This window comes from Parvimonas micra (assembly GCF_037482165.1).
Classification (GTDB): domain Bacteria; phylum Bacillota; class Clostridia; order Tissierellales; family Peptoniphilaceae; genus Parvimonas.
The window spans coordinates 857,607-882,943 of the sequence record NZ_CP148048.1 but is presented as its reverse complement, the minus strand read 5'-3'; the positions used below and the strand labels follow the sequence as shown (position 1 = coordinate 882,943).

At 27.1% G+C, this 25,337-nt stretch carries 23 protein-coding genes; 22 read left to right on the top strand and 1 reads right to left on the bottom strand.

Going from position 1 to position 25,337, the window contains the following annotated elements:
- From WFJ11_RS04265 to WFJ11_RS04245, 5 genes are read left to right on the top strand one after another with little or no spacing between them, the layout of a single operon-like run.
- Positions 1–1,020 carry an alcohol dehydrogenase catalytic domain-containing protein gene (locus tag WFJ11_RS04265; protein ID WP_269754533.1) on the top strand — a complete coding sequence of 340 codons (1,020 nt, stop codon included), beginning with the start codon at positions 1–3 and terminating at the stop codon, positions 1,018–1,020.
- Positions 1,021–1,041: 21 nt separating this feature from the next.
- Positions 1,042–1,887, top strand: a complete 846-nt coding sequence (locus WFJ11_RS04260) for a LicD family protein (protein WP_269754534.1) — start codon at positions 1,042–1,044, stop codon at positions 1,885–1,887.
- Positions 1,888–1,896: 9 nt separating this feature from the next.
- The gene (locus tag WFJ11_RS04255) at positions 1,897–2,997 is read left to right on the top strand and encodes a glycosyltransferase (RefSeq protein WP_004833297.1); all 1,101 of its coding nucleotides are present in this window, start codon (positions 1,897–1,899) and stop codon (positions 2,995–2,997) included.
- A gap of 13 nt (positions 2,998–3,010) precedes the next feature.
- Positions 3,011–4,492, top strand: a complete 1,482-nt coding sequence (locus WFJ11_RS04250; RefSeq protein ID WP_338816951.1) for an O-antigen polysaccharide polymerase Wzy family protein — start codon at positions 3,011–3,013, stop codon at positions 4,490–4,492.
- A 1-nt stretch (position 4,493) separates the two neighbouring features.
- Complete coding sequence (locus tag WFJ11_RS04245; protein WP_004833299.1) at positions 4,494–5,528, top strand: hypothetical protein; 1,035 nt, start codon at positions 4,494–4,496, stop codon at positions 5,526–5,528.
- 46 nt (positions 5,529–5,574) lie between these two features.
- Here WFJ11_RS04245 and yedF read toward each other — a convergent pair whose 3' ends face one another.
- Positions 5,575–6,174, bottom strand: a complete 600-nt coding sequence (yedF, locus tag WFJ11_RS04240) for a sulfurtransferase-like selenium metabolism protein YedF (protein WP_041953997.1) — start codon at positions 6,172–6,174, stop codon at positions 5,575–5,577.
- A gap of 243 nt (positions 6,175–6,417) precedes the next feature.
- Here yedF and WFJ11_RS04235 point away from each other — a divergent pair, with 243 nt between their 5' ends.
- From WFJ11_RS04235 to truB, 17 genes are all read left to right on the top strand, one after another.
- Complete coding sequence (locus tag WFJ11_RS04235; protein WP_004833301.1) at positions 6,418–7,344, top strand: DnaJ domain-containing protein; 927 nt, start codon at positions 6,418–6,420, stop codon at positions 7,342–7,344.
- Between the two features lie 144 nt (positions 7,345–7,488).
- On the top strand, positions 7,489–10,056 hold the full coding sequence (locus tag WFJ11_RS04230) for an ATP-dependent Clp protease ATP-binding subunit (protein ID WP_338816950.1): 2,568 nt from the start codon (positions 7,489–7,491) through the stop codon (positions 10,054–10,056).
- A 349-nt stretch (positions 10,057–10,405) separates the two neighbouring features.
- Positions 10,406–10,729: a preprotein translocase subunit YajC gene (gene yajC / locus WFJ11_RS04225; protein WP_338816949.1), complete on the top strand. Its 324-nt coding sequence runs from the start codon at positions 10,406–10,408 to the stop codon at positions 10,727–10,729.
- A gap of 63 nt (positions 10,730–10,792) precedes the next feature.
- Positions 10,793–12,538, top strand: a complete 1,746-nt coding sequence (gene recJ, locus WFJ11_RS04220) for a single-stranded-DNA-specific exonuclease RecJ (protein ID WP_338816948.1) — start codon at positions 10,793–10,795, stop codon at positions 12,536–12,538.
- A gap of 11 nt (positions 12,539–12,549) precedes the next feature.
- On the top strand, positions 12,550–14,703 hold the full coding sequence (locus WFJ11_RS04215) for a bifunctional (p)ppGpp synthetase/guanosine-3',5'-bis(diphosphate) 3'-pyrophosphohydrolase (protein ID WP_338816947.1): 2,154 nt from the start codon (positions 12,550–12,552) through the stop codon (positions 14,701–14,703).
- Entirely contained in the window at positions 14,703–15,152 is a 450-nt protein-coding gene (gene dtd, locus WFJ11_RS04210) for a D-aminoacyl-tRNA deacylase (protein WP_293439994.1), read from the top strand. The genes WFJ11_RS04215 and dtd overlap by 1 nt, the downstream gene beginning before the upstream one ends.
- Before the next feature lie 9 nt (positions 15,153–15,161).
- Positions 15,162–15,785, top strand: coding sequence for an MBL fold metallo-hydrolase (locus WFJ11_RS04205; protein WP_293439992.1), 624 nt, complete (start codon positions 15,162–15,164; stop codon positions 15,783–15,785).
- A gap of 21 nt (positions 15,786–15,806) precedes the next feature.
- Positions 15,807–17,243, top strand: a complete 1,437-nt coding sequence (locus WFJ11_RS04200) for an NAD(P)/FAD-dependent oxidoreductase (protein WP_338816945.1) — start codon at positions 15,807–15,809, stop codon at positions 17,241–17,243.
- Between the two features lie 10 nt (positions 17,244–17,253).
- On the top strand, positions 17,254–18,522 hold the full coding sequence (locus WFJ11_RS04195; RefSeq protein ID WP_338816944.1) for an NAD(P)/FAD-dependent oxidoreductase: 1,269 nt from the start codon (positions 17,254–17,256) through the stop codon (positions 18,520–18,522).
- A gap of 2 nt (positions 18,523–18,524) precedes the next feature.
- A complete protein-coding gene (locus WFJ11_RS04190) occupies positions 18,525–18,869 on the top strand; it encodes a DUF1667 domain-containing protein (protein WP_293439988.1) in 345 nt (114 codons plus the stop codon).
- Between the two features lie 112 nt (positions 18,870–18,981).
- Complete coding sequence (gene rimP, locus WFJ11_RS04185) at positions 18,982–19,446, top strand: ribosome maturation factor RimP (RefSeq protein ID WP_293439986.1); 465 nt, start codon at positions 18,982–18,984, stop codon at positions 19,444–19,446.
- A gap of 10 nt (positions 19,447–19,456) precedes the next feature.
- Complete coding sequence (gene nusA / locus WFJ11_RS04180) at positions 19,457–20,572, top strand: transcription termination factor NusA (RefSeq protein WP_009372312.1); 1,116 nt, start codon at positions 19,457–19,459, stop codon at positions 20,570–20,572.
- A gap of 8 nt (positions 20,573–20,580) precedes the next feature.
- Positions 20,581–20,850, top strand: a complete 270-nt coding sequence (gene rnpM, locus WFJ11_RS04175) for an RNase P modulator RnpM (protein WP_293439982.1) — start codon at positions 20,581–20,583, stop codon at positions 20,848–20,850.
- Between the two features lie 15 nt (positions 20,851–20,865).
- Positions 20,866–23,487, top strand: a complete 2,622-nt coding sequence (gene infB, locus WFJ11_RS04170) for a translation initiation factor IF-2 (RefSeq protein WP_338816943.1) — start codon at positions 20,866–20,868, stop codon at positions 23,485–23,487.
- Positions 23,488–23,496: 9 nt separating this feature from the next.
- Positions 23,497–23,895, top strand: a complete 399-nt coding sequence (gene rbfA, locus WFJ11_RS04165; RefSeq protein ID WP_338816942.1) for a 30S ribosome-binding factor RbfA — start codon at positions 23,497–23,499, stop codon at positions 23,893–23,895.
- Positions 23,867–24,859 (top strand): DHH family phosphoesterase, encoded by a 993-nt coding sequence (locus WFJ11_RS04160; protein WP_293439978.1) that lies wholly within the window; start codon positions 23,867–23,869, stop codon positions 24,857–24,859. Before rbfA ends, WFJ11_RS04160 begins: the two co-directional genes overlap by 29 nt.
- A complete protein-coding gene (gene truB / locus WFJ11_RS04155) occupies positions 24,849–25,304 on the top strand; it encodes a tRNA pseudouridine(55) synthase TruB (RefSeq protein ID WP_338816941.1) in 456 nt (151 codons plus the stop codon). The genes WFJ11_RS04160 and truB overlap by 11 nt, the downstream gene beginning before the upstream one ends.
- Positions 25,305–25,337: the final 33 nt, after the last annotated feature.

The following is a 25,337-nucleotide window of genomic DNA, read 5'->3' as shown; positions in this document are numbered from 1 at the left end:
ATGATAAATAGAATTTTTCAGTTAATGAAACCGGGTTTTATCTCAGTTAAATATGTTGATGAGAGCTTTTTAGGAGATAAAGTCATTGTAAAACCACTATATGTATCTTTGTGTCATGCTGATCAAAGATATTATTTAGGAAAGAGAGATCCAAAAGTATTGGCAAAAAAATTACCAATGGCTCCAATCCATGAATCTTGTGGTGAGGTTGTTTTTGATCCTACAAATACTTTTCAAGTTGGAGATTTAGTTTCAATGATTCCAAATACACCACCTTGTAATTTTGATGAAAGAATTTATGAAAATTATGTAAAAGGCTCATATTTTTTGTCAAGTGGTCATGATGGATTTATGAGAGAATTTGTAAAAATCTCTCCAGATAGACTTGTTAAGTTTAATAACATTGAGTTACCTGTAGCTTCTATTTTAGAGTTTATTTCGGTAGGTTTTCATGCTTATGATAGGTTTGTAAAAAACTCACTTGAAAGTAAAGAAACTATAACTATTTTTGGAAATGGAAGTTTAGGTTTTATTATGGCAAATGTTTTGAAATATAAATTTCCTAATAGTAAAATTGTTGTTGTCGGCAGAAACTTGGAAAAATTAAAAATATTCTCCTTTGTTGATGAGGTATATTCAAGTGATGACATTCCTGAAGGTTTTTCTACAGATCATGGATTTGAGTGTGCTGGAGGGCCCGGAAGTGAAGATGCTATTAATAACATAATAAAGTATATAAAACCTCAAGGTTCAATTATGTTGATGGGTGTTAGTGAAAATAAAGTTGCAATTAATACTAGAGATATATTGGAGAAAGGACTAACATTAATTGGATGTTCCAGATCTGGAAGAGTTGATTTTCAAGAAGCAGTAAAGATGCTTGGAAATAAAAAAATCCAAAATAGATTTAAATCTATTGTGTTTGAAGATGACGAAATAAATAGTGTTGATGATATTCATAGATTTTTCAAAAATGACTTGAATACACCTTTTAAAACAGTTGCTAAATGGAATATTTAATTAGTGGTTATGATATAAATTATGGATGAAATAAATTTAAGAGAGTTACAACTTAAGAGTTTAGAAATGGGAAAATATTTTGTTTCATTTTGTGAAGAAAATAATTTGTTATGTTATCTTTGTGGTGGAGGAGCAATTGGTAGTTTAAGACATTCAGGATTTATTCCTTGGGATGATGATTTAGATTTTTTTATGCCTAGAGAAGATTATGAAAAATTAGCTTTGTTATGGAATGAAAAAGCTGATACTAAAAAATATTCACTTGTTAAGGCCAATAAAGATTTAGTTGATCATAATCTTTTTATTACTATTAGAGATAATGAAACTACTGCTATTAAACCATATCAAAAAGGTTTAAATATAAGTCACGGAATAGCGCTTGATATTTTACCTCTTGATGGTTGTCCAAGTGGGAAAATTAAGCGAAAATTTCAGATAATGTGGGGACTAATTTATTCTCTTTTTTGTGCTCAAGTTTTACCTGAAAAACATGGTGGGCTAAAGAAAAAAGTTTCTAAGTTGTTATTATCAATTTTTAAATCTAAAAAAATTAGATATAAAATTTGGAAGCTCGCAGAAAAAAGAATGACTAAATATAGAATTGATAAATCAGAATATATTACAGAACTTTGTTCTGGTCCGTATTATATGAAAAAGATATATAAAAAAGAATGGTTTGTAGATAAGAAGTATTTTGACTTTGAAGATACAAGAATGCCAATTCCTATTGGATATGATGGATATTTAAAGACAGCATTTGGAGATTATATGAAATTGCCTCCAAAGGAAAAACAAATACCACATCATGACTTACTTTTTTTAGATTTAAGAAACAGCTATGCGAATTACGAGAATATTTGGAAATAAGGTGATTGTTTGAAAAAAACGAAAATATTATTTTTTTTATGGTCCTTTTCATTAGGAGGAGGAGCTGAAAAAATATTATCAACAATTGTAAATAATCTTGATAGCGAAAAATATGATATTGATATATTGGAAATCGAGCATTTTGATAAAGGATATGAACCTGTTAATGACAATATAAGAATATTAAAATCGTGGCAAGATTATAGACAATCTAAGATAAAAAGAGCTATTTTATGGAGAATAAGAAAATTTTTTCCAAATTTAGTAAGAAAAATAATGGTTAAAGAAAAATATGATATTGAAATTTCATTTACTATAATTAATCCGCCATTTGAATTTTCAAAAGATAAGAATGTAAAAAAAATTGCTTGGATTCATGGCAGTATTGAAGATTTTATGAAAGATTCTCAAAAGAGGAATAATCATAAGAGATATTTAGAAAATGTTGATAAAATAATTTCTGTATCAGAAAAAACTAAAGAGTCCATAATTTCAATTTATCCGGAATACAAAGATAAAGTCTTGACAATTTATAATGGTTATGATTTTGAAAGTATTTTGGAAAAATCAAATGAGAGGACAGATATTAATATTGAAAAAAATTCGATTTGTGTAATTGGAAGAATTGAAAACTTAAAAGGTTCATTAGAAGTTTATGATACAATAAAAAAATTACATAAAAATTTAAATAAAAAGTATCATTTATATTTTTTAGGTGCAGGAGAATTAGAGGCTCATATAAAAGAGCTTGTACAAAAAGATAATTTGGAAGAGTATGTTCATTTTTTAGGATATCAAAAGAATCCATATAAATATATAAAAAAAATGAATTTAATGTTTTCAATGTCTAAACAAGAGGGATTTTCCGGTGCTATTGTTGAAGGATTGGCTTTAGGAATTCCTTTCATTTCTACAGATGTTGGAGGAGTAAAGGAACTTTCAAACGACGGTAAATTCGGTAAAATTGTAAATTCTACTGATGATGCTTGTGAATGTATTGTTAATTATTTTGAAAATAATATGTCAGTAGATAAATCAGAAATGAAAAATTTTATAACTCAGTTTACGATTTCAGAACAAATGAAAAATATAAATGAAATATTAGAATAATGGAGATAATTATATGAATATTACTTTTAAAAGATTTTATTCTTTAATTACAGCATTTTCTTTTATTTTTACTCTGTTACTTGGAGTAAGTTATTTATACACAGATAGATTGGATATATTACTTTTTACATTGTTGTCTTTTTTTGTCAACTTAATATTGTTTTGTTTTACAGATATAAAATATTATATAATACATTTATTTTTTTATATAACTATTTTTATATTTCTAGTTTCAAGGCCTACGATAGATTACTTGAGAAGTTATAGTTTTAATACTTATCAAAAAGATGCATATGTTTTTGCGTTTGTTATAGTTATGATTTCACTTTTAGGATTGTTTATTGGAGGAATAATTTCAAAAGCATTATTAAAAATAAAAAACAAAAAGAGGTTAGATGTAGATAGTAATGATAAGTTAAAAAGCTCTATATGGCTAAAAAATATAAGAATTATTTCTCTTACTGTATATGTATTGACATATCCATTTTATGCTTTAAGGCTGATTGAAAGATTAATATTTAAGCTAAATACATCTTATTATATTTATTACGCGTCTTTCAAAAGTAATTTGCCTTACTTCACGTATATATTATCAGTTTTTACAGTATATTCGATGTGTGTATATTTAGCATCTAAACCAAATAAAAGAAATGCTACTATAGTTCTGGTAAGTAACCTATTTGCAAATGCAATATATTTATTTATTGGGACCAGAAATCCATTTATTTTAAGCTTAATATTTTCTTTTATATATTATTTTATAAGGGGACAAGAAGATATTAAAAATAAATGGATAGGAGTTAAAGAAAAAATACTAATTTTTACAAGTCTTCCTATAATAATTGTAGGAATGGGACTTTTAAACTATGTCAGAGACAATGTTGAAGTTTCTAATTTTAAAATATTCGATATATTTATAGATTTTATCTATAAACAGGGAACAAGTTTTGGTGTTTTAGCTAAAGGATTTTTGTATAACAGTAATATTGCAGTAAGAAGTTTTACAAACTTTACCTTTGGACCTATTGTCGAGTATTTTACTCATGGGAATTTTGGTAAGTTATTATTTGATACAAAGCCATTTACAGCTACAACAAATAGCATTGAGTTGGCAATAAAAAGTAATAGCTACGCACATAATCTTTCTTATATAGCGATGAAAGGTGATTATTTGCAAGGACATGGTTTAGGAAGTAGTTTTATAATGGAAAATTTTACAGATTATGGATATTTGGGCGTATTCTTATTTAGTGTTGCTTTAGGATTTTTATTTATAAGAATGTTAAATGTTTCTTACAGAAATAAAATTTTACCTTTCGTTTGCACGTTAATAATATTAAATAATTTGTTTTTTATGCCTAGAAGTAGTTTTTCAGAAAGTTTTTCAATATTACTTACATTCCAATTTTGGTTTATAATTATATTAATTTTTGTAGTGGCAAAATTAATATCAAAAGAAAATTCTTATACAATTTTTAAAATAAAGGAGATATGATATGTTTGAAAATTACTCATTTGGAGATTTATTATCCAATATATATAAAAAGAGAATTTTAAATTTAATAGCATTTTTGCTGTTGAGTATTGCTTTGGTTTGTCCGTTGGTTTTACAAACAATAAATAAAAAAACTATAACAAAAGAAGGAGTGCAATATTCAACTTATGTTGCTTATAAAATAACAGCTCCTGAGAGTGATAATATAAATGCGTTATATAGTAGAAGAGGCTATTCGGATTTTTATGAAAAGTTACTAGTATCTAATCTAAATGGTGCTTATTTATTTAATGATGTAAGCGATAAAGATTTGTCAAAAATGGCTAAAGAATTAGATACATCGGCTGTTACTTTGAAAAATTCTAATGCTGATTATTGGGATAAGAAAGTAGTGGTAAATTATATTTCTACTAATTTAGGGGTTTCTGCTAAAATTTTAACTCCAAGTAAAGCTGTAAATGATGTTATTGAAAAGAAATTTGATGAATTAATAAATAAGTATAAATCCGTTTATAAAAATGTTACTATTGAAAAAGTTGAATCAAATTATTCTAAAGAATTAAGCTCTAAAGAAAATGTTAATACAGGATATAGTATGAAAAAATTGTTAGTAAAAGTATTTGCTATCGAAGTAGCTCTAATAATTTTAGTTGCTATTATGAATTTTGTTATGTACATTTTTAATCCAACAATTAATAGAGAAGGAGATTACAGAAAATACAATATAAAATTTGTTCAGGAAATAAAAAATAATAATGATTTACTTGAAGTTTTGAAATATAAAATTAATAATGAAAATATTGAAGAATTAAGTATACTTAGTTCAAATTCAAAAATTATTGATAAGTTAAATGATTTGAATATTGATAAAGTAAATATAGTGAAAACAAATGACTTAAGTAATATAATGAATTTAAAAAATGTTATATTAGTTGAAGAGTATGGAATTACAAGATATTCAGCTTTTGAAAAATTATTGCAAAATATAAAAAATTATGAGAAAAATATAATTGGAGTATTATCATATAAATTATAATTTTAAAAAAAACTAAACCGGCTAATTTTAGCCGGTTTTGATTTTTTTAGATATTAATTACTTTTCCTGCATTAAATAATGTTTCGTATATTGAATACATATTACTTATTTCACCAACTAAAAGTTTTTCTTTTAATCCGAAGTAATCAAGACAAGTTCCACAAGAAATAATTTCCACTCCTTTTTCTTGAAGTTTTTGTAGGTCATCAATACAAGGTGATTCTTCACAAGTTAATTTAACACCTGAATTAAAGAATACTAAAGTTTTAGGTAATTTTTCATATTCGCTTGATGTATAAATAAATCCTTTAATTAATAATTTTCCTAATTCTTCAGACCCATTTCCCATAAAGTTCTTAGAAATAGCTATTACTGTATCTGATGAGTTTTCAACAGAACAAAAGGCACTTGGTTCCTTTAGAGAAGTTTCGTTATTTTTTGATACAAACACATTAAATTCATTATCAGATATTTTCTCAAATTTAAAATCCAGATTGCTACTTTTAGCAAATTTCTCTAAGTTTTTTACTGCAGTATCATTGTCAACTATAACTAAAAAATCTTTTTCTTCTGAACTTTCAACAGCTCTTTTAGTTAAAATCAATGGTTGAGGACAAGCTAAACCTTTAGCATTTATTTCTTTCATAATTTACCTCCAAAAAAATTAATTTATACAATATAATTATACAATATAAAAATTATTAATACAAGTAAAATAGTTTATATTTTTGTATGCAATATCATGTATGAATTTTTAGTGTACAAATCAATATTAAAATTTAAATAAAGTTAAAAATCATATTTAATTTTTATAAAAATATTGTTTAAATTTTCTATATAGGGTATAATAAAATTAAAGGTCAAAGAAAGTCAAAACAAGGAGGAATTTATGGAATATAAAGATTATTATAAAATTTTAGGCGTCGATAAGAACGCGACTGATGCAGAGATAAAAAAAGAATATAGAAAGTTGGCAAAAAAATATCATCCTGATGTTAATCAAAATAATGAAGCTGCAAGTAATAAATTTAAAGAAATAAATGAAGCTTATGAAGTTTTGTCTGATAAAGAAAAAAGAAAACAATATGATATGTTCGGATCAAATTATAATTTTAGTGGTGGAGATAATTTTGACCCAAGAAATTATGGTTTTAGTGCTTCCTATAGTGGAAGTGATATGGGTGGTTTTTCTGACTTCTTTAATATGTTTTTTGGTGGAAGTGGAAAAACTTCATCACATTTTAGCGGATTTTCAGGATTTGATGGTTTTACAAATTCAAATGCATATTCTGGAAATTCTTACTCAGGATTTGGAAGACAACCTCAAAGACAAAAATATGAAACTAGCTTGAATTTATCTGTTAAAGAAGCATATTCCGGAATAGAGCGAGTACTTTACGTCAATATAAATAATTCTCCTAAAAAAATAACTGTTAAGATACCTAGAGGAATTACAACAGGTAAAAAGGTAAAAGTCAATGGAGATAAGTATAAGCTTGATGGTGATATATATGTAAAAATAAATGTTATAAATGATGAATATAGACTTGAAGGTTTAGACTTAATAAAGACAGTTAGTTTATATCCATGGGAAGCATATTTTGGAGTTACAAAGGTTATTGAAACTTTAAACGGAAATGTTAGAGTTAAGATTCCTGCAAAGATAGAAAGTATGAAAAAAATAAGAATTTCAAACAAGGGATATACTGATTTAAAAGGAAAAACAGGAGATTTATATCTTGAAATAGTTATAAATAACCCTAAAAACTTATCAGGTGAAAAATTAGAATTATATAAAAAATTAATGGAAAAATAAGATTAAAATAATGATATTTAACTTATCTATTACAGAATGTATATGTTAAGTTGAATAAAGTTTTATTATTATGCAATAAATATTTAATTATGTTGAATTTAATTTTTAAGTGAAAAGTTAAATTCAAAAAAAAGGAGGAGTATTATGAATTTAGAAAAATTTAGTAGTGATGCAATGAAAATTGTAGAAGAGTCTCAAAGTTTAGCAATAAAAAATGCAAATGTAGAAATATCAGATATTCATTTACACAAAGCTTTGATTGATAATGATAATATAATTATTAAAATTTTAAATATCATGAATGTAAATATAGATAATTATAGAAATGATGTAAAACTTGCATTTGATAATTTACCTTCACAATATGGAGATTCTAACATTTATCCAAATACCGTTTATCAAAGAATTTTGCTTAATTCCGAAGATGAAATAAAAGGAACAGGAGATAGTACAATTTTACCTGAACATATTTACCTTTCTCTTTTGAAAGAAAAGAATATAAAATCATCAGATATTTTTAGAAAGTATAACATAACATACAACTCTTTTAAATATGCTTTGATGGGAATTAAGAATATGAAAAATGAACATAAAGATGGAAGTACAAGTGAAGAGTTGTTAAAATATGGAAGAAATTTAACAGAAGAAGCAAGAAATGGTAAACTTGATCCTGTGATTGGTAGAGATGAAGAAATAAGGCATTCAATTAGAATTTTATCAAGAAGAACAAAAAATAATCCTGTTTTAATAGGCGAACCCGGAGTTGGTAAGACAGCTATTGTTGAAGGATTAGCTCAAAGAATTGTAAATAATGACGTTCCAGATGGATTAAAGAATAAAATAATTTTTTCATTAGATATGGGAAGTTTAATAGCAGGTGCCAAATTTAGAGGAGAATTTGAGGAAAGATTAAAGGCTGTTCTTGAAGAAATCAAAAATTCAGAAGGCGAAATAATTTTATTCATTGATGAAATTCACACTTTAGTTGGTGCAGGAAAAACCGACGGAGCTTTGGATGCATCAAATATGTTAAAACCAATGCTTGCTAGAGGAGAATTGCACACAATAGGTGCAACAACACTTGATGAATATAGGAAATATATTGAAAAAGATGGAGCTTTGGAAAGAAGATTTCAAAAAGTATTGGTAAAGGAACCTACTGTTGAAGATACAATTTCAATTCTTAGAGGAATAAAAGAAAAATACGAAATTCATCATGGAATAAAGATAACTGATTCTGCAGTTATTGCATGTGTAACTCTAAGTGATAGATATATTACTGATAGGTTTTTACCGGATAAGGCGATTGACTTAATGGATGAAGCATCTTCTATGGTAAGAACTGAAATTGACTCAATGCCACAAGAAATTGATGACCTTAGAAGAAAAGTTTTACAATTAGAAATCGAAAAAGCAGGTCTTGTTAAGGAAACTGATGAAATTAGTAAAAAAAGATTGCAAAATTTAGAAGAAGAACTTTCCGATGTGAAAAACAAGTACAATGTTGAACTTGCTAGATGGGAAAGTGATAAAAAAGATATTAATGAAATAAAATCTGTGAAAGCTGAAATTGATTCTGTCAGAATAGATATTGAAAAAGCTGAAAGAGAATATGACTTTGAAAAACTTTCAGAATTAAGATATGGAAAACTTGCAAATTTAGAATTAAAATTAGCTGAACTTAATGAAAAGAAAAAAGAAAAAGAAAGTTATTTAAAAGAAGAAGTTACAGAAGAAACAATAGCTGAAGTAATTTCTAAGTGGACAAATATTCCTATAAAGAAATTGGTCGAAGGAGAAAAAGAAAAATTATTACATCTCGGAGATATTTTGCATAAGAGAGTTGTTGGACAAGATGAAGCAATTGATTTAGTTAGAGATTGTATTTTAAGATCAAGAAGTGGGTTAAAGGACGAAAACAAACCTATTGGTTCATTTATTTTCTTAGGACCTACAGGAGTTGGTAAAACTGAATTAGCAAAAACATTATGTGAAAGTATGTTCGACAGCGAAAAAAATCTTGTTAGAATAGATATGAGTGAATATATGGAAAAACATTCAGTTTCAAGACTTATAGGAGCGCCTCCAGGATATGTAGGATATGATGAAGGAGGACAACTTACAGAAAGAGTTAGAAGAAATCCATATTGTGTAATTCTATTTGATGAAATAGAAAAAGCTCATCCGGATGTATTTAACATCTTATTACAAGTTCTTGATGATGGAAGACTTACTGATAATCAAGGAAGGGTGGTTGACTTTAAAAATACTATTATAATTATGACTTCCAATATAGGTTCAACTTACTTGCTTGATGGAATTGATGAAAATGGCAAAATTACAAAAGAAGCTGAGAATGAAGTTATGAAAGAGTTGAAAAACTCTTTTAGACCTGAATTTTTAAATAGAGTTGATGATATAGTACTATTCAAACCATTACAAAAAGAAGAACTTTATAAGATAATTGATATGACTATTTCAGAAATTGAAGGAAGATTAAAAGATATTGGAGTAAAAATTAATTTGGATGAAGATTGTAAGAAATTAATTTTAGATTCGACATACTCTTATAATTATGGCGCTAGAATAATTAAAAGATATATTCAAAAAAATATTGAAACAGAAATAGCGACAAAGTTGATTGAAGGTAAAATTAAGCCAGATTCTATTATTAATTTTAAAAATGTTGATGGAAAAATTTGTATCTCATAAATTTACATTTGATAATATAGAGCTAAGATAATTTCTTAGCTCTTTTATTGCAAAATAACAAGGTTCCCGGGAACTCACCTGATGCGAAGCATCATGGAAGGGTGAGGTTCTTATTGTGAAACAACAAGGTTCCCGGGAACCCATCTGATGCGAAGCATCATGGAAGGGTGGGGTTCTTATTTTAAGAAAATATGTTTATTCATAAAATACAGATTGGAACTATCTTTAGGAGTATAATTTGTTTATTTTCAAAATATAAAATTTATTGTAATTTGTAATTATAAATATTTGAAATATAATATATTTTGTGTTAAAATATAGTCATATATTTAAGTTTAGGAGGAATGTTATGGATCAAGTAACTATGCAGCTAGTTATGTTAGGCGGATTTATGGCTATTGCTTATTTTCTTTTAATAAAACCTCAAAAGAAAAGACAAAAAGCTATAATGGAAATGAGAGAAAATTTAAAAATCGGAGATAATATAGTTACAATTGGAGGAATTAAAGGTAAGATAGTTGAGCTTACAGATACTGACGTTGTAATTGAAACATCTGATGATGGAACAAAAATAGAATTTATTAAATCTGCTATTCATTCTATCGTTAGCAAATCTGAAGAACCTTCTGATAATGAAGATGATGAAGAAGAGGAAAATAGCGAAGGAAATTAATTTTAATTAAATAGACGGATTTCGTCTATTTTTTCTTTATATGCAAGATGAAAGGAGGTATTTATGAAAAGATGGTTTATTAAATCTGATAATGGACTAACTAAAGATAATTTCAAAAATAATAGTGAGTTTTCATATATTACATGTCAACTTTTAGCTAATAGAAAAATTGATTCTGCTAATGTAAAAAATTTTTTATATCCTGACTATAAATACCTTCACAATCCTTTTTTGATGAAAGATCTAGATATCGCGATTGAAATTTTGGTAGATGCAATAGATAATAATTTACATATACAAATTGTAGGCGATTATGATCAAGATGGTAATTCAGCTACAGTTGTTTTGATGAAAGGTATTGGATTTTTTACAGATAATATTAGTTTTGCAATTCCTCATAGAATTGAAGATGGATATGGAATTTCAAAAGGAATTGTAGATACGGCTAAACAAAAAGGTGTAGATTTAATTATAACATGTGATAATGGAATTTCTGCATTTGAAGTTGCAGAGTATTGTAATTATTTAAATATTCCAATGATTATAACAGATCATCATCAAGTTTGTTTTGATGATGGAGGAAACCAAATTCTTCCTAAAGCAAAAGCTGTAATTAACCCTCATAGAGTTGATTGTGAATATCCATTTAAAGAATTATGTGGTGCTGGTGTTGCATTTAAATTAATGCAAGCGCTATTTGATGAATTAGGTGGAGATGAAGATTATTTGATAGATTTATTGCAATTTGTTTCTATGGGTACTGTTTGTGATGTGGTTGATTTAATAGACGAAAATAGATTTTTCGTGAAAAAAGGATTAGAATTATTAAATTATAGTGATAATATTGGAGTTAATAAACTAAAAAAAGAGAATGAGATAGGGAAAATTACGACTACCTCATTAGGATTTAAGTTAGGACCTTGTATTAATGCTGCAGGAAGGCTAGAATCTGCAAGTATTGGTGTGGATTTATTTTTACAAGAAGATGAAAAATCTGCAGAAAATTTTGCAAAAAAACTAGTTGAATTAAATAATAAAAGAAAAGATTTAACTAATGAAGCATACTCTAGAGTTAATTTAAAAATTAAAGATAATAAGTATTATGAAGATGATATTATTGTAGTGTATGATGAAGAAATTCATGAATCAATTGCCGGAATCGTTGCTGGAAGAATTAAAGACTATTATTATAAGCCAACTTTAGTTTTTTCAAAGGCAAAAGAAGAAGGAATTCTAAAAGGTAGTGCAAGAAGTATTGAAGACTATAATATTATTTCAAAATTGAGAGATTTTTCAAATCTTTTTGAAAAATTAGGTGGTCATGCAATGGCAGCTGGATTTTCAATAAAAGAAGAAAATTTAGATATATTAAGAAATGAATTAAATAAAAATTCAGATTTAACTTCTGAAAATTTTATTGAAAAAGTAAAAATAGACTGTTCTTTAGATTTTAAATTATTAAATTATAATATAGTTGATGAATTAAAATTGTTAGAACCATACGGAAAAGCAAATCCAGAACCTTTATTTGGAACTAAGAATGTAGAAATTAAGTCTTTATCAATTATTGGAAAAAATAAGAATGTAATTAAATTAGTTCTAAAACAAGATGAAATTGAGTTTAGTGGTATTATTTTTACTAATTATGATAAGTACATTAAGTATTTTAATGAAAAGTTTAAAACTAATGATATATTGTCAGAATATAATGATATAAAAAATAAATTTATTGATATTTTATATACTCCGGTAATTAACGAATATATGAATACTAAATCAATACAATTACTCATTAAGGATATAAGGTAGGAGGTGAGAAAATGTTAGATGAATTATTATCAAAAATTAAGAGTTATAATCCAAGTACAGATGTTGAAAAAATTACAAAAGCTTATAATTTTACTAAAGAATGTCATGAAGGACAATTTAGAAATTCTGGAGAACCGTACTTTATTCATCCAGTTGCAGTAGCCAATATTTTAGCTGATTTATATATGGATGATGCTACTATTATAGCTGGACTTATGCATGATATTCTTGAAGATACTGAGGTTACTTATGAAGAGATGGCAGAAATGTTTGATGAAGAAATTGCTAACCTAGTTGATGGAGTTACAAAACTTAAAAAAATTAAGTATCAAAGCAAACAAGAGTCACAAGCTGATAATCTTAGAAAAATGCTTTTAGCAATGAATTCTGATATTAGAGTCATTATAATAAAAATTGCCGATAGACTTCACAATATAAGAACTTTAGAATATATGAAGAAAGCTAAGCAATTAGAAAAAGCAAAAGAAACATTAGAAATTTATGCTCCCTTAGCCTATAGATTAGGTATGAGTAATGTTAAATGGGAACTTGAAGATTTATCTTTAAGATACTTAGAACCTGAAATATATTATGACTTAGCAGAAAGAGTTAAGAAAAAGAGAAGTGAAAGAGAAAAGATTATAAATGATATAATTGAAGAAATAAGTAAAAGCCTTAAAGAACATAATATTCAAGGTGAAATAAGTGGAAGACCAAAAAGTTTATATAGTATATATAAGAAAATGTATAAACAAAATAAAAGCTTTGATGAAATTTTTGACCTAACAGCAGTTAGAATTATAGTTCCAACTATCAGTGATTGTTACGCTGTTTTAGGAATAGTTCATTCTAAATGGAAACCTATACCTTCAAGATTTAAAGACTATATTGCTGTACCTAAACCAAATTTGTATCAATCTTTGCACAATACTCTTATTAGTAATTCAGGTGATGTTTTTGAAGTACAAATAAGAACTTTTGAAATGCATAAGACGGCAGAATATGGTATTGCTGCACATTGGAAGTATAAGGCTGGAGTTGATAGAAGTACAAGTTTTGATGATAAATTAACTTGGCTTAGACAACTTATGGATTGGCAAAGAGAAGTTAATGATAATAGAGAATTTATAACTTCCTTTAAAGAAGACTTTGTTTCCGATGAAGTTTTTGTTTTTTCACCAAAAGGAGATGTTATTAATTTAATAGCTGGAGCAACACCTATTGACTTTGCGTATAAAGTTCATACAGCTGTTGGAAATAATTGTGTTGGTGCTAAAGTTGATGGTAGAATAGTTCCATTAAATTATAAATTAAAAAATGGAAATATAGTAGAAATACTAACTAATCCTAATTCATCAGGTCCTAGTAAAGATTGGCTTAAGATAGTTAAGTCATCTCAAGCAAAGACAAAAATAAAACAATGGTTTAAAAAAGAAAATAAAGCTTTAAATATTGTTCAAGGTAGAGATATGCTTGAAAAAGAAGTTAGACGATTAGGTTTCACTTATAGTAAAATTTTAAAAGAAGACTGGCTTTTACAAATTGCAAAAAAATTAAGTTTTAATTCAATTGATGAGATGTATGCTGGTATTGGTTTTGGAAGTATAAATTTAAAACAGATTATTCCAAGATTAAAAGAATTTTATACCGATTATTATCACGAATCTGCTGATGATATAATAAATAAAATAAAAAATGAAAAAACAACTAATAAATTAAATTCTAAAGGTGTTATTGTAAAAGGAATAGATAATATTGAAGTTAGTTTTGCAAAATGTTGTAATCCGCTTCCAGGAGATGAAATTGTAGGTTATATTACAAAAGGAAGAGGGATTTCTGTTCATAATAGTAATTGCACGAACATAAAAAATGTTACAAACCGTGATAGACTTATTGCTGTTGAATGGAGTAATACTAAAAATTTATTTTACAAGGTTGAAGTTGCAGTTATTTCTTTAGATCAAGTTGGAGCATTAGCAGATGTGGCGCATATTATTTCAGAATCAAAGTTAAATTTAGTTGGGATTACTGCGAAAACTGGAAAAGATAAAACTTTTATTACAAACATTATTGTAGAAATAAAAAATATTGATGAGCTTGATAGACTAATTAATAAGATAAAATCTTTGAAAGGTATACTTGACGTATATAGGGTGAGAGCCTAATGAGAGCTGTAATACAAAGAGTAAATTTTGCAAGAGTAGTAGTTGATGAGAAGGAAGTGTCCAGAATAAACAAAGGACTCCTTCTTTTTGTTGGCTTTGGAAAAGAAGATACTATTGAGGATTTAAATTATATTTATAAAAAAACTTTAAATCTTAGGATTTTTGAAGATAATAATTATAAAATGAATCATTCTGTTTTAGATAATGAATATGAAATTTTAGTCGTGTCACAATTTACACTTTATGGAGATTGTAGAAAAGGAAACAGGCCTAGTTTTGATAATAGCTTATCAAGTTTTGAAGCTAGAAAAAAATATGAAGAATTTTTAAAGTTGTTTTACGATAATAATATTTTAGTAAAGACTGGAATTTTTCAAGCTGATATGAAAGTATTGTTAGAAAATGATGGTCCTGTTACAATACAGCTGGACTCTAAAAAGAACTATTAGGAGAAAATTATGAATATAAAAAGAATTGTTGTTGGAGTATATGCAGTAAATTGTTATATAGTTTATAATGATAATAAAAATGGATTTATAGTTGACCCAGGAGGAGATAGTGATGATATTATAAAATTTGTTGATGAAGAAAAAATCAATTTAGAATTTATATTGTTGACTCATGGTCACGCTGATCATATTGGTGCAGCCAAGATTATAAAAGAAAAATATAATTTACCTATTTATGCAAGTATAAAAGAAAAAGAATTACTAAAAGATTCTATAATAAATTTATCAAAATCAATTCCACCTTTTAAAGGAATTGAGTTGATAGCAGATAAATGGTTATATGATGAAGAGATAATTGATTTTCATGGAGAAAAACTAAGTATAATGGAAACACCAGGACATACTGTTGGTAGTATCTGTATTCTTATGGATAGTGTATTGCTTTCAGGAGATACCTTGTTTAGGATGAGCATAGGGAGAAGTGATTTAGCAACTGGAAGTTTTGATGAAATTATTAACTCAGTAAAAAAATTATATAATTTAAAAAAGGATTATAGAGTATTGCCTGGTCATGGAGCAGAAAGTACATTGCAGTTTGAAAAAGAAAATAATCCTTTTATGAAAAATATGTAAAGATAGTGGGAGATACGAGAAATGTATGATATTATAGTAATAGGTTGTGGAGTAGTTGGAGCTAGTGTTGCCTATGAATTGTCTAAGTATGATTTAAAAGTTTTAGTACTTGAAAAAGAAATTGATGTCGCTGATGGTACTACAAAGGCAAATAGTGGAATTTTACATTCAGGTTATGATCCTGAATCTGGAACATTAATGGCAAAGTTAAATGTAGAAGGTTCAAAAAGAATTAAAGAATTGGTAAAAAAATTAGATGTTCAATATAATGAATGTGGTTCCTTAGTTTTAGCTTTTAATAAAGAAGACGAGAAAACTTTAGAAAAATTATTGGATAATGGAATAAAAAATGGTGTTGAAAATTTAAAAATTATCGATAAAGAAGAAATTGAAAAAATAGAACCCAATATTAATAAAACTGTTACTAAAGCTTTGTTTTCACCAGGTGCAGGAGTAATAGATCCTTGGGAATTATGTATAGCAATGTCTCAAGTTGCAGTTTCAAATGGAGTTGAAATAAAATTAAATAGTGAAGTTGTAGATATTATAAAAGAAGATGAAAAATTTATAGTAAAAACAAAAGATAATACATATACATCTAAATATATAGTAAATGCAGCTGGAGTAAATTCAGATAAAGTCCATAATATGGTATGTGAAAAGGAATTTGAGATTACACCATCTAAAGGTCAATATTTTATATTAGATAAGAGTCAAAAAGATTTAGTTAAACATGTTTTATTTCAATGTCCATCTAAAGTTGGTAAGGGAGTTTTAATTGCTCCAACATCACATAACAATATAATAATTGGACCTAATGCAGAAAGTAATTCTGAAATTTCTGATAAATCTACATCATTTGATGGATTAAATGAGGTAAAAGATAAAGTTTCAAAAACTATTTCTAATATTCCATACTGGGAAAACATCAATAATTTTGCAGGGTTGAGAGCAAATAGTACAGAATCTGATTTTATAATTAGAGAGGCTAAAAGTTGTAAGAATTTTGTCGATTTAGCAGGGATTAAATCTCCAGGTCTAGCATCTTGTGCAGCTATAGGATTAATGTGTTTAGATATTTTAGAAAAAATTGGTGTTGAATTTGTAGAAAAAGAAAATTATATTGATAGCAGAAAGATTATAAGAATAAAACATTTATCTTCTGAAGAAAGAGCAAAAAAAATTAAGGAAAATCCTCTTTATGGAAATATAATTTGTAGATGTATTACAGTTTCTGAGGGAGAAATTATAGATTCATTAAGAATGCCTTTACCACCTAGAACTCTCGGTGCAGTAAAAAAAAGAACAGGAGCAGGAATGGGACGTTGTTTAGGTGGTTTTTGCGGTCCAAAAGTATTAGATATTATTTCAAGAGAACTAAATATTCCACCTGAAGAAGTTTATAATACTAATTTTGGAAGTTATATCATAACAGGAAAAACAAAAGAAAGTGAGTAAAAAGTCTAAAATGGAAAAATATGATTTAGTTGTTATTGGAGGAGGTCCTGCAGGACTAGCTGCTGCATGTGAAGCTAAAAAAAATGGGATAGAAAAAGTATTGATTTTAGAAAGAGATAAAGAAGCTGGTGGAATTTTAAATCAATGCATCCATAATGGATTTGGATTACATTATTTTAAGGAAGAATTAACTGGACCAGAATATGCCCAAAGATTTATTGATTTAGCAAAAGAATATAATGTTGAAATAAGATTAAATTCAATGGTATTAGATTTTGATAAAAATAAGGTTATTCATGCTATAAGTAAGGACTATGGATATCAGGTTATACAAGCTAAGGCTATCATATTAGCTATGGGTTGCCGAGAAAGAACTAGAGGAGCAATTTCTATACCGGGAGATAGACCTTCAGGAGTATTGACTGCAGGATCTGCTCAAATGTATGTTAATATGCAAGGGTTAATGTGTGGAAAAAAGATTGTTATTTTAGGTTCAGGAGATATTGGATTAATAATGGCAAGAAGATTATCATTAGAGGGAGCTGAGGTTATCGCGTGCGTTGAACTTATGCCTTATTCAAATGGATTAGCAAGAAATATTGTACAATGTTTAAATGATTATAATATTCCTTTACTTTTATCACATACAGTAACTAATATAATTGGTAAAGAAAGACTTGAAAAAGTTGTTATAAGTAAGGTTGATGAAAATAGAATTCCTATAAAGGGTACTGAAATAGAATTAGAATGTGATACATTATTGCTTTCAGTAGGATTAATTCCTGAAAATGAAATTACTCGTGAAATTGGAATAGAAATTGATGGAAGAACAAAAGGAGCTTTTGTCTATGAAAATATGGAAACAAGCATGGATGGAGTTTTTGCTTGCGGTAATGTATGTCATGTTCATGATTTAGTTGATTTTGTTACAGGAGAAAGTCAAAAGGCTGGAAGAGCCGCTGCAAAATACATTTTTGATAATAATTTATTTGAAAGTAGAAAGATTGAGATTTTAAATGGAGATGGAATTTTTTATACAGTTCCTCAAAATATAAGAGTTGAGAATTTGGAAAATAAATTAGAAATATTTTTTAGGGTAAAGAGCGTTGAGAAAAATGTTATAATTTCAGTTACGGATGAAAATGGTAATATTATTAAAGAATTCAAAAGGCCACATGTTGCGCCTGCTGAAATGGAAAAAATTTCGTTAACAAAAAAACAGATTGAATCTGTAACTACAGATAAAATAGTTATATCCATGAAAAAAGGAGACGAGTAATTATGAAAGATATGGTTTGTATCGTTTGTCCAGTTGGTTGTAGAATATCAGTTGATGAAGAAAATGATTATAAAGTCGTTGGAAATAAATGCCCAAAAGGTTCAAATTATGGAAAAAAAGAATTAACATTTCCAACCAGAACTATAACTTCAACAGTTAAGATAAAGAATGCTATACACAATAGATTACCAGTAAAAACTTCACAAGAAATTCCAAAAAATATGATTTTTGATATTATGAGAGAATTAAATAAGATTGAAGTTGTTTCTCCCGTAAAAGTTGGAGATATAATTTTGGAAAATGTATTAGATACTGGGGCAAATATTATAGCAAGTAGAGATATGTAGTTGAAAAGTTTTTAAAACTATGTTATAATAATTAAAAATATTCTTTTATTATAAAGAGTGGGTCATCCCACTCTTTCGTTTTAGTTTAATTACTGATTGAAAGGAGAAAAAATTGAAAAAAGAAAATGAATTATTAGAAACTATTGAAAGAACTTTTAAAAATATTTTCTTAGAAAAAGGAATCTATTATGTAGATGCAGAATATGTAAAAGAGCCTAAGGGAAATGTATTAAGAATTTTTATTGACAAGGAAGGTGGAGTTGATTTAGATTCTTGTGAAATTGCAAGTAATATTGTAAGTGATTGGCTTGATGAAGTAGATCCAATAGAAGAATCATATTTTTTAGAAGTATCATCTCCTGGAGCTGAAAGAGAAATTAAAAACGATGAACAATTAGAAACTTTTATTGGTAAAAGAATTTTAATAAAATGTTATAAAAAAATAAATAATGAAAAAGAATTTATTGGAAAATTAAAATCTTTTGATAAAGAAAAAGTAACTTTAATAATGGGAAAATTAAATGTTGATTTTTTTAGGAAAGATATTGCAATAATTAAATCACAAATTGAAATTTAAGGAGAAGATGATGAAAGGAACAACAGATTTTTTAAGAGCATTAGATGAAATTGAACGTGAAAAAGGTGTATCAAAGGAAATAATTTTTGATTCTTTAGAGAAAGCACTTTTGAAAAGTTATGAGAAAAACTTTGGAGAATACGAAAATGTTAAGATAAATATCAATAGAACTACTGGAAAAGTTGAACTTTTTGCAATAAAGACAGTTGTAGAAAATGTTGAAGATAATATAACAGAAATTTCTTTGGATGATGCAAAAGCTATTAGTACAAAATATAACTTAGGAGATGAAGTGTCTATAAAACTAAAAACTATGGATTTTGGTAGAGTTGCTGCACAAACTGCAAGAAATATTGTTATCCAAAAGATTAAAGATGCTGAAAGAGAAGTAATTTATAATGATTTTCAAGATAAAGAAAGAGAGTTAATATCGGGACAAATCCAAAGAATTGACAGAAATAATTTATTTATAAATTTAGGAAAGCTTGAAGCAATTGTAACACCACCAGAACAAATTAAGAATGAAGTTTATCGAGTAGGTGAAAGATTAAAATTTTATGTTAAGGAAGTAAAGAATACTCCAAAGGGAGCTCAAGTTTTACTCTCAAGATCAGATGTTAATTTTGTTTTAAAATTGTTTGAATTAGAGGTTCCTGAAATTCTTGAAGGAATAGTAGAAATTCAATCAATTGCTAGAGAACCTGGTAGTAGAACAAAAATTTCAGTTTATTCAAAAAATGACGATGTAGATCCAGTTGGAGCTTGTGTTGGATATAAAAGATCAAGAGTAAGTTCAATTATTAAAGAATTGAGAGGAGAGAAAATTGATATTATTGTTTATAGCAAAGATGTAAAAGAATATTTATCAAACTCTCTTAGTCCATCAGAAGTAATAGCAGTATTTATTAATGAAAGTGAAAATAGAGCAAGAATAATAGTTCCAGATTCACAATTATCATTAGCTATTGGTAAAGAAGGACAAAATGCAAGACTTGCAGCAAAACTTACAAATTGGAGAATAGATATTAAGGGTTTAGAAAAATATAAAGAAGATATTAATAACGGATTAATTGAAGTAAGTTTTGATGGGGAACAAGAATTTATCAATAATGGATTTGAATTATAGGTGATTTTATGAAAACAAAAAAAATTCCTATGAGAAAATGTGTTGCCTGTGGAGAGCAAAAAGAAAAAAAAGAGTTAATTAGAATTGTGAATAACAAAGAAGAAGGTGTTTTATTAGACATAACCGGAAAGAAAAACGGTAGAGGTGCTTATATTTGTATTTCAAGTAAATGTGTTGATAAAGCTAAGAAAAACAAGAGATTGAATATTGCATTAGAATCAGAAATAAGTAGTGAATTTTATGAAGAACTAAAAAAATATGTAGATTCTATTAAATAGCAAAGGGGTGCTAGTATGAGTAAAGTTAGAGTACATGAACTTGCAAAAGGTTTAAATCTTCAAAGCAAGGAATTAATTAATATAATTAGTAGTTTAGGGGTAGAAGTGAAAAGTCACATGTCTATTCTTGAAGGAAAAGATTTAGAGATTGTAATTGGACATTTTAGAAAAATTGAAGCAGAAAAAAATAAGAAAGATGAAAAGAATCCTGTTAAAGGTGAAAACAAATCTGATGAAAAGAAAAATACTGTAAATAAAGATAAAAAAGATAACTTGAATAAAGATAATGGAAGTTCAAAAGACGGTTATAATAAAGATAATAGGACATTTAATAAAGATAAAAAAGAATCTTATAATAAAGATAATAGAAATTTTGGTAAGGACAAGAAAGATGCTTATAATAAGGATAAAAAGCAAAATTTCAATAAAGATAGTAAGTCATTTAATAAAGATAAAAAAGAATCTTATAATAAAGATAATAGAAATTTTGGTAAGGACAAGAAAGATGCTTATAATAAGGATAAAAAGCAAAATTTCAATAAAGATAATAGACCTTATAATAAAGATAAAAGAGATGGATACAATAAAGACAATAGAAACTTTAGTAAGGATAAAAAAGATTTTGGAAAAAAATTCGACGATAGGAATAGAGAGTTTTTAGATGATGTTGTAGAGGTAGATCCAGCAATAGAAAAGAGAGATGCTAGAAAAACACATTTACAAGGTCAAGAAAAAAATAAAAAAAATAAGTCATTAAATGAACATAAAATGAGAGAAGATAGAAATCCTAATCTTATTTTAAAACCTACTAAAAAGAAGAATAAAGCAAACCATAAAACTAAAAGTGATAGTGACTTAGAATTTGAAAACAAGGTAGAAAATGTTGGAGAAATTAAAATTCCTGAAAGTATTACAGTTAAAGATTTTTCTGAAAGTTTAGGAGTTAGTAGTTCTCAAGTTATTTCAAAGCTAATTGCTTTAGGTATAATGGCTGGGCTTAATCAAGAAATTGATTTTGACTGTGCAAGTTTGATTGCAGAAGAGTTTGGAAAAACAGTTGTATTAGAAACACCTGAAATTACAGAAGAAAATGAAATTTTATCATTAGATTATGAAGATAAAAAAGAAGATTTGGTAACAAGACCTCCTGTTGTAACAGTAATGGGTCATGTTGACCATGGTAAAACTTCTTTATTAGATTATATTAGAAAGTCTAAAGTTACAACTCAAGAAGCTGGTGGCATTACTCAACATATTGGAGCGTATACCGTAAATATAAATAATAATAAAATTGTATTTTTAGATACTCCTGGACACGAAGCATTTACAGCAATGCGTTCTAGAGGAGCAAAAGTTACCGATATTTCTATTCTTGTAGTTGCTGCAGACGATGGTGTTATGCCTCAAACTATTGAAGCAATTAACCATTCAAAAGATGCAGGAGTTCCAATTATAGTAGCTATTAATAAAATAGATAAAGAAGGAGCTAATCCTGAAAGAGTAAAGACCGAACTTGCAGATAATGGATTATTACCTGAAGATTGGGGTGGAGATGTAATCACTATGCCAGTATCAGCTAAAACTGGAGAAGGAATTGATGAATTATTAGAAATGGTGTTAATGGTTGCTGAAGTTGAAGAATTAAAAGCAAATCCAAATAGAATGGCTATTGGAACTGTAATTGAAGCACAGCTTGATAAAGGAAGAGGGCCAGTAGCGACAATTTTAGTACAAAAGGGTACTTTAAATTCTGGAGATATAGTTATTTCAGGAACTTCTACAGGAAGAATTAGAGCTATGTTTGATGATAAAGGAAAGAAAATTAAGAAGGCTACACCTTCAATGCCAGCTGTTATTTTAGGTCTTTCAGAAGTACCAGAAGCAGGAAGCTTTATTTATGCAGTTAAAGATGAAAAAACAGCAAGAGGTTATGCCCAAAGAATTATAAATGTTCAAAAAGAAAATATGATTGCTTCAGGAAGTAAAGTTTCACTTGATGATTTATTTGATAAGATTCAAGATGGTAATTTAAAAGAAATTAAAATAATTGTTAAAACTGATGTAAGAGGAACTGTTGACGCAGTTAAAAATTCTTTAGAAAAATTGAGTAATGAAGAAGTTAAAGTTAATATAATCCACGGTGCTGTTGGAGGAATCAATGAATCTGATGTAATGTTAGCTGCTGCAAGTAATGCTATAATAATTGGATTTAATGTTAGACCTTCACAAGGAGCAATCGACTTATCTAGACATGAAAATGTTGATGTCAGAACATATAGAGTAATATATGATGCAATCGAAGATATTAAATTAGCTGTAAAAGGAATGTTGGCTCCTACTTTTGTTGAAGAAGTAATTGGTAGAGCTGAAGTTAGAGCAACATTTAAAGTTCCAGGAATAGGTACTGTAGCTGGAGTTTATGTATTAAATGGTAAAGTTACTAGAAATTCAAAAGTAAGACTTCTTAGAGATGGAATAATCTTACATGAAGGAGAAATTAGTTCATTGAAAAGATTTAAAGACGATGCAAAAGAACTTTTAACTGGATATGAAGGCGGATTGGGAATAGCAAATTATAATGATTTAAAAGAAACTGATATAATTGAAGCTTATATTGACAAGGAAGTTGAAAGATAGAGGTTTTTTATGAATACAAAAAGACTTGGGAGAATAGAATCTGAAATTAATAGAGTTTTATCAGATGCTATATATAATGGAATTAAAGATAATAGAATAAATCCATCAATAACAAATATAACAAAGGTTAGCGTAACAAATGATTTAGATATTTGTTACGTTAGCATAGGTATTTTTGGAGATGAAAAAACTAAAGATAAAATTATGAAGGGTTTAGAAAGTGCAACTGGATATATGAAAAAAAGAATTGCAGATGCTTTAGATTTAAGACACACTCCAAAATTAATTTTCAAGTTGGATGAATCTTTTGAAAAAGCAGCTTTAATGAATGAATTAATAATAAAAGTTTCAAAAGAGGATAGAGAAAAGAGAGAATTATATGGTAATGTTGATGAAGAAGAACAATAGCACTGAAGAAATTTTAAACTTAATTAAATCATCTGAAAATATTGGAGTTATTTCTCACAAAAATCCTGATGGAGATAATATAGGCTCTACAATATCTGTAATACTTGGAATAAGAGAGAATTTGGAGAAAAATATATTTGGAATAAAAGTAGATGATTTTCCAAAAAACTTGTTATTTCTTGATACTATTGATAATATTATAGAAACTGAAGAACAAGATTTAGATTTATTAATTTATGTGGACTGTGGTGAGATAGATAGACCTGGAGATATTGGTGAACTTTTTAGAAAAAGAGCTAAAAAAACTATAAATATAGATCATCATAAGACTAATGATTATTTTGGAGACTTAAACTATGTATTTCCTAATATGAGTTCAACTTGTGAAATAGTTTATAATTTATTCAAAGAATTTGATTTTAAAATTTCAAAAAATATAGCGAATGCTCTATTAGTAGGAATTAATACTGATACATATAGATTTCTATATGAATCATCTACCTCTTCTACTTTAAGAGTATGTGCTAATCTTTATGATTTAGGTGCAGATAAAGACTATATTTATAAAAAACTTTATCAAAATAATATTTTTGAAGTTGAAATGCTAAAAAATAAATTAATAAATAGAGCGAAATTATATTTTGACAATAAAGTTGCAGTAATAGGAATGTTCGAATCTGATTTTGAAGGTACCGATTTAACAATGGATATGGTTGATGATGTTGTAAATTATTATAGAGATATTAATGGATTTGAAGTTTCTATTCTATTTAAAGAAATGAAAGAAAATTTATTTAAAGGTAGCATAAGAAGTAAAGAGTTTGTAGATGTTTCTAAGGTATGTAGTCATTTTAACGGTGGAGGGCACACAAGAGCAGCTGGTTGTATTATAGATGGAGATTTTAATACAGTTGTTAATTTATTTTTAGAAAAATTAAAAAGCGAGTATCCTAATGAGTTTTAATGGTATAATAAATGTCTATAAACCAAAAGGATTTACAAGTAGGGATGTAGTAAATATTGTTAGAAAAATATATAAGACCAAAAAGGTCGGACATGCCGGTACACTTGATCCAAATGCAACAGGTGTTTTACCCATAGCTATTGGTAATGCTACAAAGATTGTTGAATATATTCAAAGTATGGGGAAATGTTATGTTGGAGAAATGACTCTGGGAATTGAAACTGATACTTTGGATATTTGGGGTGAAAGTCTTAATTCTAAAGAAATAAATTTAGATAAAAATCAGTTTTTTGCAGTTATAAAAAGATATGATAACAAAACAATTTTGCAAACACCACCAATGTTTTCTGCTTTAAAAAAAGATGGAAAAAGATTATATGAATATGCAAGATTAGGAATTGAAGTAGAAAGAGAAAAAGAGAGGCTGAAATTTATTCTCTTATAATTCTAAATTTTTATGATAATAAAATACGTTTTG